Source organism: Chryseobacterium sp. MFBS3-17 (assembly GCF_020687745.1).
Classification (GTDB): domain Bacteria; phylum Bacteroidota; class Bacteroidia; order Flavobacteriales; family Weeksellaceae; genus Marnyiella.
On the sequence record NZ_JAJEWK010000005.1, the window covers coordinates 84,793 to 100,988 of the forward strand.

19 protein-coding genes are annotated in these 16,196 nt (G+C 43.0%); 10 read left to right on the plus strand and 9 right to left on the minus strand.

Annotation, left to right across the window (positions count from 1 at the left end; genetic code table 11):
* The first annotated feature begins 2 nt into the window (after positions 1-2).
* Positions 3-1,313: an ABC transporter permease gene (locus LKO26_RS02970; protein ID WP_227586350.1), complete on the plus strand. Its 1,311-nt coding sequence runs from the start codon at positions 3-5 to the stop codon at positions 1,311-1,313.
* Positions 1,314-1,394: 81 nt separating this feature from the next.
* On the opposite strand, the gene frr is transcribed toward LKO26_RS02970, so the two are convergent.
* Both frr and pyrH read right to left on the minus strand, forming a co-directional pair.
* Positions 1,395-1,949: a ribosome recycling factor gene (gene frr / locus LKO26_RS02975; RefSeq protein ID WP_227586351.1), complete on the minus strand. Its 555-nt coding sequence runs from the start codon at positions 1,947-1,949 to the stop codon at positions 1,395-1,397.
* A gap of 35 nt (positions 1,950-1,984) precedes the next feature.
* Entirely contained in the window at positions 1,985-2,692 is a 708-nt protein-coding gene (gene pyrH / locus LKO26_RS02980) for a UMP kinase (protein ID WP_227586352.1), read from the minus strand.
* 159 nt (positions 2,693-2,851) lie between these two features.
* Between pyrH and porQ the strand changes: the two genes are divergently transcribed.
* From porQ to LKO26_RS03005, 5 genes are all read left to right on the plus strand, one after another.
* A complete protein-coding gene (gene porQ, locus LKO26_RS02985; RefSeq protein WP_227586353.1) occupies positions 2,852-3,844 on the plus strand; it encodes a type IX secretion system protein PorQ in 993 nt (330 codons plus the stop codon).
* A 71-nt stretch (positions 3,845-3,915) separates the two neighbouring features.
* The gene (gene cmk, locus LKO26_RS02990) at positions 3,916-4,587 is read left to right on the plus strand and encodes a (d)CMP kinase (protein WP_227586354.1); all 672 of its coding nucleotides are present in this window, start codon (positions 3,916-3,918) and stop codon (positions 4,585-4,587) included.
* A gap of 89 nt (positions 4,588-4,676) precedes the next feature.
* On the plus strand, positions 4,677-5,057 hold the full coding sequence (locus LKO26_RS02995; RefSeq protein WP_227586355.1) for a YtxH domain-containing protein: 381 nt from the start codon (positions 4,677-4,679) through the stop codon (positions 5,055-5,057).
* 67 nt (positions 5,058-5,124) lie between these two features.
* Positions 5,125-5,439 carry a phage holin family protein gene (locus tag LKO26_RS03000; protein ID WP_227586356.1) on the plus strand — a complete coding sequence of 105 codons (315 nt, stop codon included), beginning with the start codon at positions 5,125-5,127 and terminating at the stop codon, positions 5,437-5,439.
* A 17-nt stretch (positions 5,440-5,456) separates the two neighbouring features.
* Positions 5,457-5,948 carry a phosphoribosyl-ATP pyrophosphatase gene (locus LKO26_RS03005; RefSeq protein ID WP_227586357.1) on the plus strand — a complete coding sequence of 164 codons (492 nt, stop codon included), beginning with the start codon at positions 5,457-5,459 and terminating at the stop codon, positions 5,946-5,948.
* 34 nt (positions 5,949-5,982) lie between these two features.
* Here the strand turns inward: LKO26_RS03005 and LKO26_RS03010 are convergent, their stop codons facing one another.
* Complete coding sequence (locus LKO26_RS03010; RefSeq protein WP_227586463.1) at positions 5,983-6,564, minus strand: thioredoxin family protein; 582 nt, start codon at positions 6,562-6,564, stop codon at positions 5,983-5,985.
* A 97-nt stretch (positions 6,565-6,661) separates the two neighbouring features.
* Here LKO26_RS03010 and LKO26_RS03015 point away from each other — a divergent pair, with 97 nt between their 5' ends.
* From LKO26_RS03015 to LKO26_RS03030, 4 genes are all read left to right on the plus strand, one after another.
* Complete coding sequence (locus tag LKO26_RS03015) at positions 6,662-7,534, plus strand: lysophospholipid acyltransferase family protein (protein ID WP_227586358.1); 873 nt, start codon at positions 6,662-6,664, stop codon at positions 7,532-7,534.
* A 9-nt stretch (positions 7,535-7,543) separates the two neighbouring features.
* Complete coding sequence (locus tag LKO26_RS03020; RefSeq protein ID WP_227586359.1) at positions 7,544-8,515, plus strand: glycosyltransferase family 2 protein; 972 nt, start codon at positions 7,544-7,546, stop codon at positions 8,513-8,515.
* A gap of 242 nt (positions 8,516-8,757) precedes the next feature.
* The gene (locus LKO26_RS03025; RefSeq protein WP_227586360.1) at positions 8,758-8,991 is read left to right on the plus strand and encodes a hypothetical protein; all 234 of its coding nucleotides are present in this window, start codon (positions 8,758-8,760) and stop codon (positions 8,989-8,991) included.
* A 69-nt stretch (positions 8,992-9,060) separates the two neighbouring features.
* Entirely contained in the window at positions 9,061-9,570 is a 510-nt protein-coding gene (locus LKO26_RS03030; protein WP_227586361.1) for a GNAT family N-acetyltransferase, read from the plus strand.
* Here LKO26_RS03030 and LKO26_RS03035 read toward each other — a convergent pair whose 3' ends face one another.
* The 6 genes from LKO26_RS03035 to LKO26_RS03060 form a co-directional block, all read right to left on the minus strand.
* Complete coding sequence (locus LKO26_RS03035; RefSeq protein WP_227586362.1) at positions 9,571-9,744, minus strand: hypothetical protein; 174 nt, start codon at positions 9,742-9,744, stop codon at positions 9,571-9,573.
* A gap of 33 nt (positions 9,745-9,777) precedes the next feature.
* Positions 9,778-10,149 (minus strand): VOC family protein, encoded by a 372-nt coding sequence (locus LKO26_RS03040; RefSeq protein ID WP_227586363.1) that lies wholly within the window; start codon positions 10,147-10,149, stop codon positions 9,778-9,780.
* A gap of 10 nt (positions 10,150-10,159) precedes the next feature.
* Complete coding sequence (locus LKO26_RS03045) at positions 10,160-10,630, minus strand: hypothetical protein (RefSeq protein ID WP_227586364.1); 471 nt, start codon at positions 10,628-10,630, stop codon at positions 10,160-10,162.
* Between the two features lie 42 nt (positions 10,631-10,672).
* Positions 10,673-11,128: a DUF1569 domain-containing protein gene (locus tag LKO26_RS03050; protein ID WP_227586365.1), complete on the minus strand. Its 456-nt coding sequence runs from the start codon at positions 11,126-11,128 to the stop codon at positions 10,673-10,675.
* A gap of 123 nt (positions 11,129-11,251) precedes the next feature.
* Complete coding sequence (locus tag LKO26_RS03055) at positions 11,252-13,021, minus strand: TonB-dependent receptor (RefSeq protein WP_227586366.1); 1,770 nt, start codon at positions 13,019-13,021, stop codon at positions 11,252-11,254.
* A 59-nt stretch (positions 13,022-13,080) separates the two neighbouring features.
* Positions 13,081-16,047, minus strand: a complete 2,967-nt coding sequence (locus LKO26_RS03060) for a tetratricopeptide repeat protein (RefSeq protein ID WP_227586367.1) — start codon at positions 16,045-16,047, stop codon at positions 13,081-13,083.
* Between the last annotated feature and the right edge of the window lie 149 nt (positions 16,048-16,196).

Here is a 16,196-nt window from a genome sequence, read left to right on the forward strand (position 1 = left end):
CCATGAACAATATATTTTTAATCACCTCACGCGAATACCTGACTCAGGTTCGCAAAAAATCCTTTATCATTCTTACCATTCTGGCACCGATTCTGATGATTGCTTTCGGGGCATTCATCGCCTTTCTTCTGAAGGCCAATGAAAGCCAGTACACCGTAAATGTGGTAGATAAAAGCGGGCTTTACACCGGGAAACTTGAATCTGATGAAAAACTGAAATATGTATTCGTAAATCCGGATTCTGAGCAGCAATTAAGAAAAGGACTGAAAGACATGAACGAGACCGATGCATTATTGGTTTTGGCACCGCTTTCGGGAACTGATTTTGATGAGATGGAGCGCAACTCTGCCCTGCTGGTCAATGATAAAATTGGTTTTGAAACCAAGAACAGGATTGTCCATGATTTATCCCGGGTTTTACGGGATCAAAAAATGAAAATGCTGAATATTGACGAGAATAAAATCGTTCAGCTGGACCGTAAATTCAGTCTGAAAAGCAGCAATGTGAACGATGCCAACCAAGTGGATACCGACATGGATTTCGGGGTGAAATATGTGCTGGGCATGGTTCTGATGTATGCAGTATTCATGTTCATCATCATCTACGGTGTGCGCGTGATGCGCAGTGTGCTGGAAGAAAAGAATAACCGTGTGGTAGAAATCATTATTTCCTCTGTAAAACCTTTTGAACTGATGATGGGTAAAATTTTGGGCGTTACACTGGTTGCCCTCACGCAGTTTGTGGTCTGGATCACGATGGCAGTCATAGGCGCTGTATTCCTGAATACCGGATTCTCTGCAGTGAAGCAAACCCTGCCATCCGGCGGAGAAGAGATGGTGAATAAACTGAATTTTGCACAAATCGCCACAGAAGTGTCCGGGATTCTGCTGGATCTGAATGTGCCCTTGGTGATTGCGGTGTTCCTGTTTTTCTTTCTTTTCGGTTATATTTTCTACAGTTCCATGTACGCCGCCATAGGCTCTGCCGTAGATAATGAAACTGAAACGCAGCAATTCACCCTGTTTGCCATTATTCCCTTAATGATTGGCATGTACGGCAGCATTACCATCATCAATAACCCGAACGGGCCGCTGGGATTCTGGCTGTCCGTCATTCCTTTTACCTCGCCGGTGGCTATGGTGGCGCGTATTCCGTTTGGTGTGCCGGCGTGGGAGATTATATTGTCTATAGTGCTGCTCATCCTCAGTACCTTTCTCATGGTATTCATTGCTGCCAAAGTATATCGTGTGGGCATCCTGATGTACGGCAATAAAGCTTCTCTGAAGGAGTTATGGAAGTGGATCCGAAGCTGATTTTCAATCAAAAAAAGTGGTCACTGCACGGGCAATGACCACTTTTCTTTTAGCTGCAGATGCTTTATCCGCAAGAATATCTCAGACTTTCAGGATGTCGGCTTCTTTCAGTTTCAGTTGTTCATCACACAGTTTCACATATTTATCCGTCATTTCCTGAATCTGATTTTCCATGTCTTTGATCAGGTCTTCGGAGATACCATCCAGTTTTTTAAGTTCTTTCATTCCGTCCTGTCTGGCGTTGCGTACGGTAACTTTGGTTTGCTCTGATTCTGCTTTGGCTTGCTTGGCAAGATCGCGGCGTCTTTCTTCGGTGAGTGGCGGTACGTTCAGAATAATGTAATCTCCGTTATTAGAAGGAGCAAATCCCAGGTTAGAATTTACGATGGCTTTTTCTATAGCATTGATGGCAGAACGGTCCCATGGCTGAATAGAGATCGTCATGGCATCCGGCACTGAGACATTGGCCACTTGGTTCAGTGGCGTCATAGCGTCATAGTATTCTACCATTACATCCTGTACCATGGTAGTAGAGGCGCGGCCGGCACGAATCTTCTGGAACGCGTGGTCCAGGTGTTTCAGGGCAGCTTCCATTTCCTGCTTTACCATCTCCTTAATCATACTTAACTCTTCCATAACAATAAATCTTTACTTTATTTACAATTTTAAGTTTACAAATTTACCAGTGTACCTATATTTTCTCCCTGTACAATTCTCTGCAAGTTACCTTCTTTATTCATATCAAACACAATAATCGGTAAATTATTTTCATGACTCAGGGTAAATGCAGTCATGTCCATTACCTTGAGATTCTTGTCATAGACTTCATCAAAAGTAAGGGAATTGTACTTCACAGCATCGGCATTTTTTTCCGGATCACTGTCGTAGATTCCATCTACCCGTGTGCCTTTCAAAATGACATCGGCACTTACTTCGATGGCTCTCAGCGTAGCGGCGGTATCGGTTGTGAAATAAGGATTACCGGTTCCGGCACCGAATATGACCACCCGGCCTTTTTCCAGATGTCTTTCTGCTCTTCTCTTGATGAAAGGCTCAGCTACCTTGTCCATTTCTATGGCACTTTGCAGCCTGGTTTTGATTCCGGCATCCTCCAGCGCACCCTGCAGAGCCATTCCGTTTATTACGGTGGCCAGCATGCCCATATAATCTCCCTGTACACGATCCATCCCTTTGGCAGCACCTGCCACACCCCGGAAAATATTGCCACCACCGATGACAATGGCAACTTCACAGCCCATTTCCACTACATTTTTAATTTCCTGAGCATATTCCTTCAGGCGTTCATTGTCTATTCCGTATGGTAAATCTCCCATAAGTGCTTCACCGCTCAGTTTCAAAAGGATTCTTTTATATTTCATATTTAATCTGATTCTCTGTTTTAATTTCATTTTTTCGCACTGCAAATATAGGGAAATGACCATAAATTCGTTGCCGTAATTATATTTTCCGGGAAATAATTTCAGAAATACTTTGATAAGTTGAGAAAAGGATTATTTTTGCAATACATTATTTGCGTTTTGAAGAAATTGATTATTTCCGCTTTCGTGTTATGCGGCTTTGCAACAGATGCTCAGATTGGCGAGAACGTTTATCCGTTCCTCAATATTCCGGCGTCTGCCCGGCAGGCTGCTCTGGGAGGTGATGCCGTATCGGTACGGGATTATGATGTGAATTTTTCCGCAGTGAATCCCGCACTTCTTAATGAAGACATGCACAAAAGAATAGCGCTGAACGCCGCCACCTATCTGGCGGGTTCTACTTATGGCACCCTGAACTATGGTCACGTGTTCGAGAGAGGTCATATGATTTCGGCACATGCACGCTATATGGATTACGGCCGCATGCCCAGAACCGACGAAGCCGGATTCGAAAATGGTGAATTCGGGGCATTTGATCTGGCCATAGGAGCCGGATACGCCTATAACTTCGAGAAATCCTGGACCATTGGCGCCAGCGTCAATCTCATTAATGCCAAAATAGATAATTACACCTCTATGGCCGTTGCCGGTAATTTCGGGGTTGCCTACCACTTCGAGGAAAGCAAGGAAACCATAGGTCTGGTTGCACGTAATTTTGGTTATCAGTTCAAGACCTTTAATGGATCGCGCGAGGATCTTCCGTTCCGTGTAGATTTGGGGTATACCAAAATCCTCAAAAAATTTCCTGCAGCAGTTACCGTTACCATTCATGACCTGCAACAGTTCGATATTTCTTCAGAATATGACAGTAATGGCCAGGAAGTACGGGCCACGAGAAAGGTACTGGATCATTTCTCATTTGGTGCAGAATTCTTCCCGGAGAGTCCTTTTAACCTCAGACTGGGTTACAATGTAAAAAGAGGCAACGAACTTTCTGTAACAGATCAGAGAAGTTTTGCCGGATTATCTGCCGGTTTTGGGGTCAAGTTCAATACGCTGCGCATTGATTACTCGCATGTGCGGTATCATAATGCGGGCAATATGAACATGCTGGGCATCGCGCTGGACATGTCCGGACACCGGTTCCAGTAATTCTGATTCATTATGGTGAATAATTCCCGCCAGCACTTTATTTTTCCAAATATTTTGCAGAAATTTGTGATATGAGAAAACCTGTGATTGCGATTGATGGTTTTTCCTCTACAGGAAAAAGTTCGATATCTAAAGTCATCGCTCAGAAACTGGGATTAATTCATCTGGATACAGGCGCACTATACCGGGGCATTACCCTGTTTGCCATTCAGAATTGTATGGATCAGGGAACTTTGAATATGCCACTTCTTTTCCGCAGTCTGGCCGGTATAGATTTGGGATTCCGGCTTGAGAATGAGGAACTTGTATTGTATCTGAATGGCGTGAATGTCTCGGAGGACATCCGCCAGCCTGAAATCTCGGATCAGGTGAGTTTGATTGCGAAGCAACCCGAGGTACGGGAATTTCTGCTGGACACGCAACGTAATATGGCTGCCGCCGGCGGGGTGATTATGGACGGGCGCGATATCGGTACTGTAGTTTTGCCGGATGCAGATTATAAGTTTTTTCTCACTGCAAGTGTGGACGAAAGGACCGAAAGACGCTACCTGGAGCTGAAACACCTTGGCATTGCCACAGACAAACTGTCAGTAAAAGAAAATTTAATCAACCGGGATAAAACAGACAGCGAGCGCAAAGTGGCTCCCCTTAAAAAAGCGGATGACGCCGTGGTAATAGACAATACCGAGCTTAATAAGAATGAAACGATAGATCTGATTTTGTCTTTTATTAAAGAGTTTTAACTAATATTTAATGAAGTTTGCTCTTTTTTTGGTATATTAGTTGTACCCATATTAACGAAGTTTATATTAACAATTTAAAATCAAACAAAATGTCGAAAAAAGGAAATAACGCAGCTTCAGTGCTGGCAGGTTTGCTGGCTGGTGCCGCTGCAGGAGTAATCTTAGGAATGTTGTACGCACCGGAAGAAGGAACCGAAACCCGTAAAAAAATCAAGAAAAAAGCAAACGACATCAAAGACCAGGCGGTAGATCAGTACGGAAAGGCTTCAGAAAAAGCCAAAGAAACGTATTCTGATGTTTCAGGCAGGGTGAAGGAACAATATGAAAACATTTCTTCTACCTTTAAAGAAACCGCCAATAATCTTGCTCATACGGTAAAAGACGGCTATGATAAGTACAAAGATCAGGCAGTAGCCAAGGCTACCAATGTAGTCAAAGATGTGGAATCTGAACTGGACGGAATGAAATAATCTTTCATTGAGTCTATAAAACAGGAACAGCAATGTTCCTTTTTTTGTAAAAGCTAAAAACAACTCTATGCTGAATCTACTGAAAGATTATACCCTGAAACGCGCAGACTTACTGAAGCTGGAGGCTACGGAAAAAGGACTGGCAATAGGAAGTACCCTGAGCATGATAACGCTTTGTGCTATTTTTCTGATTTTTTTTCTGGCTTTATTCAATATTGCCGTAGCCATCCTCATTGGTGCAGCCATTAACAGCTATACCGGTGGATTCTTTATAGTAGCCGGTGTGTATTTCATAGCACTTGTGATTCTGATTCTGGCCGCCAGGCCCATTAAAAGAATTATTGCCAATAAACTGTTGAATATTTTTCGCGAAGAACTTTAAAGATACGCACCATGAGCATGAAATATAAAAACCTGGAAGAATTGAAACGCAAAAAGGCTTTGTTAAAAAAAGAAGTGGCAGAGATGGAAGACCTGATTACCTTTGACAATACCAAAGAAAGTCTGAGTGCCCTTACCAATGGTTTTACAGACCAGTATCTGCGTGAGGAGGTTGATGAAAGCGGTGAGACCAAAGTGGTGCTGAAAAAAGAAGAAATTGTAAGACAGCTTTCTTCTGAAGTAAAAGATCAGATCTTCAGCCGCAATGCAGTGATGGGATTTGCCAATACTGCGATGAAAGGTGGCGCCGTGGAAGAAGCACTGAAACTGGGAACTGTAGCCCTGGTTACCAATTATGCGCGCAAAAATATGCGCAGCACCAGCTGGAAAAAGAAAGCAATAGGCCTGACCCTGATTTATGTGGCGCCTTTTGCACTCAGATTTATCCGAAAAAAGCTGGAAGCCTACCAGAAAAATAAAAGCGTTTCCAGTATGGAACAACTGATATAAAAAAAACCGACCAGCGCGTCGGTTTTTTTTCAGATTATGCCCCCGGTTTCCAGCGGTTGAAAAAGTCCAGAACTTTATCCTTACTGTACCCTTTTCCCTCCTCCAGTACTGCGCTATCCTGCGTATGAATCTGCTTGCCATTCTGATCCAGAACAATGAATACCGGATAGCCGTATTGCTCCCCGGGATTGCCATAGCGTGCAAAAACTTCTTCATTTTTATTATCCGGAGAATAGTTCAGGTGGTAATATAGATAATTATCATCTACTACCTGTTTCAACTCGGGAGTCGTTTGTACATAATTATTGAACCGAAGGCACCAGATACACCAGTTACCGCCCGCCTGCAGAATGATGTTTTTATTCTCTGCTTTGGCCAGCTGTACCAGTTCGTCAATCTTTTTAGCAGCATCTTCATGCTCATTATATGGCTTGGGCAGCTTACTTTTCTCCAGTTCTGCAGCCTTCTTCTTTTCGGCAGCAATTGCCGCGCTGTCTGCTGTCTCTACCGCTCCACTGTCCCGAGCAGTGTCAGCATTTGTTCCTGCATCTGTTTTCTGGGAACAACTCAGCATCACCATGCCGGATAGTCCCAAAGTCAGAAGTGAAAACTTCAAATTTTTCATTCTTTTAAATTTTTTATAAAAGTATAACTTTATGCAATAGCAAAAAACCTTCCATTATAATAATTATCGCTAAATTTGCAGGTCATCTATGAATATAATTTTCTACCTTGTATTGTTGATTTCCAAACTTCCGATGAGGGTACTTTATGTATTTTCAGATGTAATCTTTCTCGTGGTGTACTACATCATTGGTTACAGAAAAGTGGTGGTCACCAGAAACATCAGAAATTCCTTTCCGGAAAAAAGTGAAAAGGAGTTGGAGTCCATCCGCAGAAAATTCTATCAGAATTTCGCAGACTATCTGGTAGAAACCCTGAAGGCCTTTTCTATTTCCACCACAGAACTGAAAGTACGGGTACAGCACATTAACCGGGATTTATTTCAGGAAGCTCATGATCAGGGAAAAAATGTCATCTTACTGGCAGGTCACGTCTTTAACTGGGAATGGTTCACGGCACTGGCCACCATGGTTCCGCAGAAAAGTTGCTATCCCGTTTACAGAAGGATGCAGAGTAAATTCTGGGATGAAAAGATTAAGCTCATCCGAAATGCACACGGAAATCAGGCACTGGAGGCCGGCGATGTGATTCGCGAAGTTCTGCGTACGCCCAATGACGGAGATTCCATTTATATGTTTGTGGCAGATCAGTCTCCACTTCAGGTGAATATGGGAATCACCTTCCTGAATCAGCTCACTCCCGTTTTCATCGGTTATGATAAACTGGCTACCCGGCTTGATATGGAACTGATTTACTGTGAGATGAAAAAGGTAAAACGCGGCTATTATCAGGTCAATTATCATAGAATCGAGCCTGAAGGCGAGAAGTTTCAGCCCAATGAAGTGGTGGTAAAATTTCATAAGATGCTGGAAGAGACCATTCGAAAGAATCCGGATAATTATCTGTGGTCTCACCGCCGCTGGAAATATGCCGCCCGCATCAAAAATACGATTAACCTTTAATCCCGGCCTGTGAAATCTTTAGCAATCGTCATCCTGAACTGGAACGGAAAAAAATGGCTGGAACAGTTTCTTCCGTCGGTAATTGCCCACTCCGCAAACGCCGAAGTTTTTGTTATTGATAATGCCTCAGAAGATGATTCGGTGTCCTTTCTGGCATCTGATTTCCCCGAGGTAAAAGTGATTCAGAATGCAAAAAACCACGGATTTGCCGGTGGCTATAATGAAGGCCTGAAACAGATCAATGCTGATATTTACTGCCTGTTGAACTCGGACGTAGAAGTCACCCCAGGCTGGCTGGAACCGGTGCTTGATGTTTTTGAGCATCATCCGGAAGTGGCCGCTGTACAACCCAAAATACTGGATTATAACCGCCGTACTCATTTTGAATTTGCCGGTGCCGGCGGCGGCATGATCGACAATCTGGGTTATCCCTGGTGCAGAGGCCGTATTTTCGACCGGCTGGAGCAGGATTTAGGGCAGTATGATGATGTGGCAGAAGTATTCTGGGCATCAGGATGCAGTCTCTTTATACAGTCCGCAGATTTTTGGAAGGAAAATGGATTTGATGAACGTTTTTTTGCGCATCAGGAAGAAATAGACCTGTGCTGGCGACTGAAGAATTCCGGGCGAAAGATTTTCTATACCGGTCAGTCTGTGGTGTACCATGCCGGAGGCGGCACCCTGAATAAGCAAAACCCGCAGAAAACTTATCTCAACTTCCGGAACAATCTCACGATGCTGCTGAAGAACCTCCCCTTTCCCAAGTTGTTATGGCTGATTTTCTTCAGATTGTGTCTGGATGGTGTAGCCGGCATCTATTTCGGAATAACGCAGGGCTTCGGTCATCTATGGGCAGTAGTCCGCTCGCATTTCGGATTTTATGGCATGATCCCCGGGACGCTGAAACGGAGGATTCATCAGCCCATAAAAAAGTACCATCAGCAAAAATGGCTGATCTTCAAACACTATCTTTCCCGATAGCCGGCAGGGGTCACCTTTGCAACGTGCAACAATCTTATTGCTGCTTAAACAAGAACCGTATGGCAGCCAGTTCCGGAGCCATAATCATTGGTGTACTGTACATCAATTCGCTTGTTTCACAGAATTATCATCACCGGAACCCGAGTTTCAGGTCTCAGCGTTGAACAAAAAATTAACGAAAGGTTAATTTTCTCAAGTCAAAAATTATTTGTACTTTTAAAGTTCCAAAATTTGGAAATGATATGAGAAATCCAGTTTCCGTTTTCGAAAGTGAAGAACTACATCTGGCAGAATTAATGCAGCAAAAACTTACAGCTGCAGGCATAGAAAACCAGATCATAATCCGAGAAACAGAAGAAGAAAAAATACACGCAGTACAAACCGTTCTGCTGGATGAGCAGAAAGCGTTTGAGATTATAGATGAATGGCTGCGTGAGACAAATAACCAAAAAAACCCAAATTCATATCAAATTTAAATTTTACTACTTTTTGAACCGGAAGCGTTGGGTGTTCCGGTTCTTTTTTTTTACAGACTCTCCCCGGAAATGAAGAATTTGACATTCAGAAAAGCTCTGCCTCAGGATCAGACCATTATCTGGCCGCTCTTTCAGGATGCCATCCTGCGCCGTGCCAGAGAGGGTTCCGAGCAGTGGCAGGACGGCTATCCGAACCCGGATTCCATTGCAGCAGATATTGCGAATGGAAATGGCTATGTGGTCACTGAAAATGAGGACATCCTGGCGTATGCAGCCATCATCAGAAATGATGAACCTGCCTATCAAAATATTGAAGGAGCCTGGCTGTCTGAGCAGGATTTTGTAGTCCTGCACCGCATTGTAGTGGCAAAAGGTCAGACCGGCAGAGGCCTCACCTATTCCATCTTTAAATTTGCCGAAGAAATCGCACGCAAAAACAGCATATTCAGCATGAAAGTGGATACTAATTTTGACAACCACGCCATGCTGAAAATCCTTAAAAACCTGGGTTACACCTATTGTGGTGAAGTATATTACCGGGGCAGCTCCCGGATGGCTTTTGAAAAACTGCTCAGCTGATTACTTTTCCCGGACGATTGTTCTGATTTCCTTCAGCTTGTCTGTGATTCTGCTTAATTTGTCCATAGATTCTACTTTTACAGGAATGGCAGGGCTGTGCTTCCACCCCATCATGAGCTCCTGTTCATGGCCATTTACCGGATATAAAAACTGCCGCAGACAAATTGCCCTCAACCCTTTTTTATTGCCTTTATTATAATCCTGTCATTATCTGTGCTGATCCAGCATGATTACATTCCCATCCGGATCTTTGATGATGAAATGTTCCGGGCCAGTGGTTTCAGTATCAGCTTCTCGAACGAATTCTATACCCTGCGATTTCAGATGACGCTGAATGTCACGTACATCAGTAAAGTTTTCTGTATTCTGTGCATTCTGATCCCAGCCGGGATTAAAGGTAAGCACGTTTTCCTGAAGCCTGCCCTGAAAAAGACCTATGACTGTAGCACCATTTTTCAGAATAACCCAGTTTTGTTCTATATTTCCGCCCAACAAACTGAAGCCCAGCTTCTGATAGAACTGAAGTGACTGCTGAATGTCTTTCACATGCAGACTTATGGAGAATGCGCCTAATTTCATGTAAATTGATTTAATGATTTTTCCAATTGGTTTTAAGGTTTAAAGTGCCGTCGTAACTGGTCCAGTCACCGGTAAACTGCATGAAATTACTTTCAATCTTTTCGGTTTTTTTGTTCCATTTAAACGTATGAATGAATTTACCTTTAAAAATTCCGGAGTGTTTCCCTTTTGGTTCTTCTGCAAAATCATATTCTCCGAATACCACACTTTTCTTCTTCCCGCCTTTGTATTTGGTAATTTTTATTTTCCCTTCAAAATTCGCCAGATTTCTTTCTACGATGGTCACTCCCGACACAAAATATTCCTGATCATTTTTTCGGTCTTGCTGTGAAAGTGATATGCGCAAATTCAGCTTTGTATCCTGGTTTCCTATACCGCCTGTATACCATTGGTTTTCATTGAGCCAAACCCTGGAGATATCCGGCATCTGTGCGGATACAAAACTGGAAGCCAGTAAAAATATACATAATAAATTCTTCATGTGTTTTTTTTGTTGATTAATATAAAATATTGTTTAATAATACTATACACCAAATTGTTTCAAGTGATGATTAAGGTGCTTGGCAAACATATTATTCCACTCCTTTGCGGTCATCTTGCCGAAACTGAAGTTTTCTTTTCCCTCAAATGCAGACGCACCCAGTTGCTGTACTCTCTGTATATTTCCGATGAGTTTCTTTTTTTCTTCCTCGAAATCCCGATGGTCAGCAATGATGAAAGCGGGCGAAGTCGGAATGCCTTCTTTGTACGGCAGCTCACTGACTACTTTGGATTTCACAAAATTCTTCAGGATGAATCTTGCTATTCCGCCCGGCTTTTTATGCTTCTCTGGCTCGAAGATGAATGAGTAGGGCACATTGAGGTGAGCCAGAACCTGATCAGCGGTCATTTTCCCCCACTTCCGCTGCGTATCCGGTGTTAACCGGTTGATGCGGTCTATATAATATTGTGCATCCTTGCTCTCAAATACATTTTCCATAGTTTTAATGATTCGGTTTTAATGCATCAAATTTAGCTGAATAATTTTTAAACTTCTTCATTTTTCAATCAAAAATACCGCTTCGCGAAACGAAACGGTATATGCTTATTGAAGTATCGTTCTTTAGAAACTTACCTTGAGGCCGCCTAAAATCTGAGCGCCCAGCACTTTATATCCTTTAAAGGATTCATACTGTTTGTTCAGCAGATTATTTCCCATCAGAAATACGCTTACATTATTGTGAACCCGGTATTCTGCATGCAGATTAAAATCTGCGTACCCCTTCACGGTTCCATTGGCATATTCGGTACTGGTAAGCAGTGAAGAATCTGTGGCATCCGGTTGAATATCAAAGTAGTTGGTAGATTTATCTGACACAAAGAACCCTTTGAAACCTAATAACAATTTTTTATCCAGCATGGTATATTTGGCTCCCAGTCCTGCACGGAACAAGGGTTTATTGAAAACTTCCTCTTCATTGGTCAGGTGGAAATAATTGTAGGTCAAATCGCCGTCCAGTGCCAGATTTTCCAGCGGGAAGAACTGCAATGAAGCCTTTACCTCATTCACAGAACCGTCACCATAAGCGGCCGAGAACGTATTGGCATAATTGTATGCTGCCCGGTTCAGGGTATTGTCATTATCGAAAATCCCATTGGCTTTATAGAATAAGATATCATTGACTTTGGAGAACCCGGCGGAGAGATCATACTTTAACTGTTCATTCACATCTCCTTTAATTCCAAAATAAAGGCGGTATTTGGTTTCGGTAGGCCGTATTTCCTGATCAGACAGCAGATAAGGATTTTCCATCAACATAGAACCATAGGAATTGTGCTGTAAACCGCCGTCTACGCCCAGATACAGATTGGCCTTTTCTGAACTGGCAAAGTAAATTTCAGCTCTCGGAAACCAGTAGGTTTTATTGCTTTTTACCTGTTCTGGCATCGTATTGTCTGACTTATTTGCATTGAGAAAGCTGAATCCCGAACCAATCATCAGATAAGATTTTCCCCGATAGAAAGACAGCTTCGGTTCCAGAAACCCTTCAAAGAACCGGGACTGCTTCTGGTCCAGAATATCGAATTGTGTGTTCAGCGTTTCTGCGCCCACTGCCAGGTCAGCATTCAGCGTGACACCCTCCAGCGGGAAACTGATGGCATGTTTAGAGAGATTCAGGTCCAGACCACCGTAATTTTCTTTTGCATCAAATTTATCCGTAAGAAATGACGTTTTCAGGCGTGCATCATTTAGGATTTCATTAGAATAAAAATCGTAGTAACCGTTCAGGCTGATTTTCTGAACTTTCTGATTCAGGTTAATGTCCGCCGCCGGCTGCAGGGCATATATTCCGTAATAGCTGTAGTCATGAGAGCCGAAACCTGCGGTCGCATTGAATTTCCCTTTTTCGCTGTAACTGTTCAGATACGCAGCAACATCCACACGAGATGAGCGGCTTTCCCAGTCATACTCATCTTTCAGACCATGTGTGGAAAGTACGTGTGCATCTGCACCCACTTCAGTTTTATTTTCCAGCACATAGGAAACATTCCCGTCAAAAAGGACTTTGCCATAATTGCCCATCCCGAATTGCAGGTAATTTCTGTGATAATCTACCCCCAGTTGCGGTGAAATATCCTCGCCCTGAATGGTAGAAGTGGTAAAATCTGAAACCGCGGGAACATTGGTCAGGTCATAGGTTACCGGGTTCTGCGCTTTCTCTTCGGGCGGGTAGTTTTTAATGGTTTCAACAGATGTTTTTTTCTTTTCTATCTTCTTTACTTCGGGTTCACGTTTTCTGTCCAGAATAAGTTTTTCGTCTTTAATCTGCGCAACGGTAAACTGCGAAATTCCCAGAAAAAGGAGTGATATCAATTGAATGCTTTTTTTCATAATGATCTTTTTAAGAATAGTCTGCCGGACATACATGGCTGTATTTTTCTCAGGAATTTTTACTTAATTAATTTTTTTACTTCTTTTGCTTCGGCTACCACATCCGGGAAGTCTTGATAATTGGCAATCAGTTGATCCACAGTGTAGCTGGCCTGATAATTATCTTTCAGACCAATATAGTTTCTGGCCATCACTACCAGTGCTCTGGCTCCCCAGTACTCTTCGGCGGCGTAATTGTTGGCCAGTTTAAAAATGGTTTCATTAGATGCTTTATAAGATTTTGCCTTGTTCTGGAAATACGCCTTTGCAAACAGTGCTTCTGCCGCAACAGCAGCGTTAGACGATTTTTCCAGCGAGGTATAGGCGGACTGAGCGTCTTTATCTTTTCCGCTGTTCATCAGGCTTCTGGCCTTGATGACTTTTGCACTTTCCAGAACAGCCGGCGCATTTTTGGTATTGGTCAATACCTGATCTGCCAGTTTTTCTGCCTCTTTAAAGTTTTTTTCACCAGCATAAATATTCATAAGTTCCACCAGTGCGTAGTTCCGGATGTTCACATTTCCGGCATCCGCAAGGGCAATGAGATATGGTTTTGCTGCTGCGGTATCCCCCTGCGCCAGGAAAATTTGTGTAATTCTGGTTTGGGCTTCCTGCTGATAATCATTCTGAACGCCTGCTACATCCTGCAATACCAGCACGGCTTTTGTCGTATTTTTAGTTTGATAATAACTTTCGCCCAGTTCAAACTGCGCCTGGTACAACCCTTCTCCGGTAGGATTCTGGCTCAGGTATTTTTCATACAGCGGAATGGCATTTTTGTAATCTTTCTTCGTATAAAATTGTTTGGCAGAAGAAAGGTTGATTTCATCCAGCTCTGAAGCATCCAGCCGGACCCCGAAAGACGATGCGAATTCCTGATATCCGGAAACGTCGCCGGTTTTCAGAAATAATGGTCTTGCCGCCTGCACAACTTTGGAGGCATAAGCGGTATTTCTGTACTGATTGCCCAGTGATTGCAGCTCGGACAGTGCCTTACTGTCGTCATTCTGATCGATATAATTTTGGGCACGGTAAATCTGCGCATTTGCCACAAGATCCTTGTCTGCACTTTTATTGATCACCCGCCCGAAATAGTCATTGGCACTGGCATAATCTGCCAGGGAAGCGTACGTCACTCCAATTTCATACTGAGCATCATCAGCATAATCAGAGTTCGGATATTGTGAAATCAGGCCTTTTAAAGCAGCGATTTTCTCATTGCCCTTTCCCTGAAAACCAAGAGCCATTCCTTTTTGGAACACAGTATAATCATCCATAGTTTCGGACTGGTCATAGATGGCTACTGCTTCGTCCAGTTCATTATTGGCATAATGGGTATCTGCCAGCCGGAGTTCGGCATCATTTTTAAAATCGGCCTTGGGATTTTTCAGATATTCCGCAAAATATTGCTGTGCCTGAGCAAAATCTTTATTTTTAAAATAAGCATATCCCAAATCATAAGGCAACTGCTGCTTTTCCGGGAAAGTCCCTGCATTCAGCAATCCCTCATAAGCAGAAACAGCCCCCGTGTAATTTCCCTTCTGGTAATGGGTCTGTCCCAGCCAGTATTGTGCTCTGAGGTTAAATTCGATATTTAAATTATATTCCAGACTGCGCTGAAAATACTGTTCGGCCGCATCAAAGTTACCTTTATTGAACTCTTCTGTTCCCAGCATATAAGAAACTTCCTGATCTATTTTGTCGGTTTCCGGTGTAGAATCAGGCAATTTATCAATAGCCGCCAGGGTTTCTTTAAAATCACCGGAATAGAGATAAGACTTTACGAGCAGAGATTTCATTGCAGGCGTTTTCGCATCGGCGGGATAGTTGTCTATATACTCCTGAATTACTTTTGGCGCGGCATCAAAAGGGTTTCCGATGTCGTAACTCAGTTTCGCATACTGTTCATGAGCCAGTTTCTGCACCTGCGAATCATAGGACATCTGGTAGGCAGAGCGGTACGCAGAAAGCGCTTCCTGTTTTTGCCCGGTCTGAATATATGCATTTCCCAGCTGATAATATGCGTTCTGAGAAAGTGCAGAATTACTGTTGATGAGCTGGTTGTAGTACGAAACCGCTTCATCGTATTTCTGAAGTTGGGCCGCTACAAATCCCATCTGATACAGATCACTTTCGCTGGGATTCTCTTTGCTTTCCACAAAAGACTTCAAATGGGGATATGCTTCCGTATAATTTTGTTTCATGAAGAAACTTTCACCCATAATTTTATGAACCTCGGCTTTATAGGCCTCAGAAATATCAGGCTCAGTGAGCAACTGACGACCTTCTGAAACCGCCATATCATAATCCTTCTCATTATAATACATCTGAACATAGTACGGTCTTACCAGTCTGGCAAACTTGCCATCATCTTTGATGCTGTCGAAATACTGGAATGCCTGCTCATGCCGGCGCTCTGCATAATGCAAATGTCCCAGCATATAGGCCACTTCACTTTTATTTTCGGCATTACCGCTCTGGTACACCTCTTCCAGCGCCTGTACGGCACCTTTACTGTCGCCGGTCATAAATTTGGCATAACCCAGTTTCAGGATATAATCCTGATTTTCCCGGCGCGACAACTGGTACTGATTTACTTTCTCCAGAGTTTCCAGTGCTTTCGGGAAATCTTTCTGAGCCAGATAGTAATCCGCCAAAGGCAGATTGGCCTGGGCAAAGAATGATGAACGCGGATATTCTTTAATAAAAGCAGCCAGTCCCTGCTCTGCATGATTTTTCTGCAGCATGACACCGATTACCTGATCAAAAAACTGAGCGGCCTCTTTTTGGGAAGCCTCCAGTGTCTGATTGTAAAAATACTGCTGGGCATACTCATACTGGGCAGCATTATAGATCCGGGTCTGGTACAGATTCCCGGCAAGATTATACGTATACTGCTGGCGGTCACTAAAATATTGCGAGTCCTGAGCGGCAGAAAAACTGTAATAAAATACAGCAGCCGCCACGATGATTTTTCTTCGGTTCATTTTATAGATTTAGAAATCATAAATTATCAACGAAAATATTGAAAACTTATTTCCTGCACAAGTAATTTCGTTAATGTGGAAATGTGGATAACGTTAAAGTTTTATTAAAATTGAGGCGATTTCCAGCCTATAAATCAGGGTAAAATAAA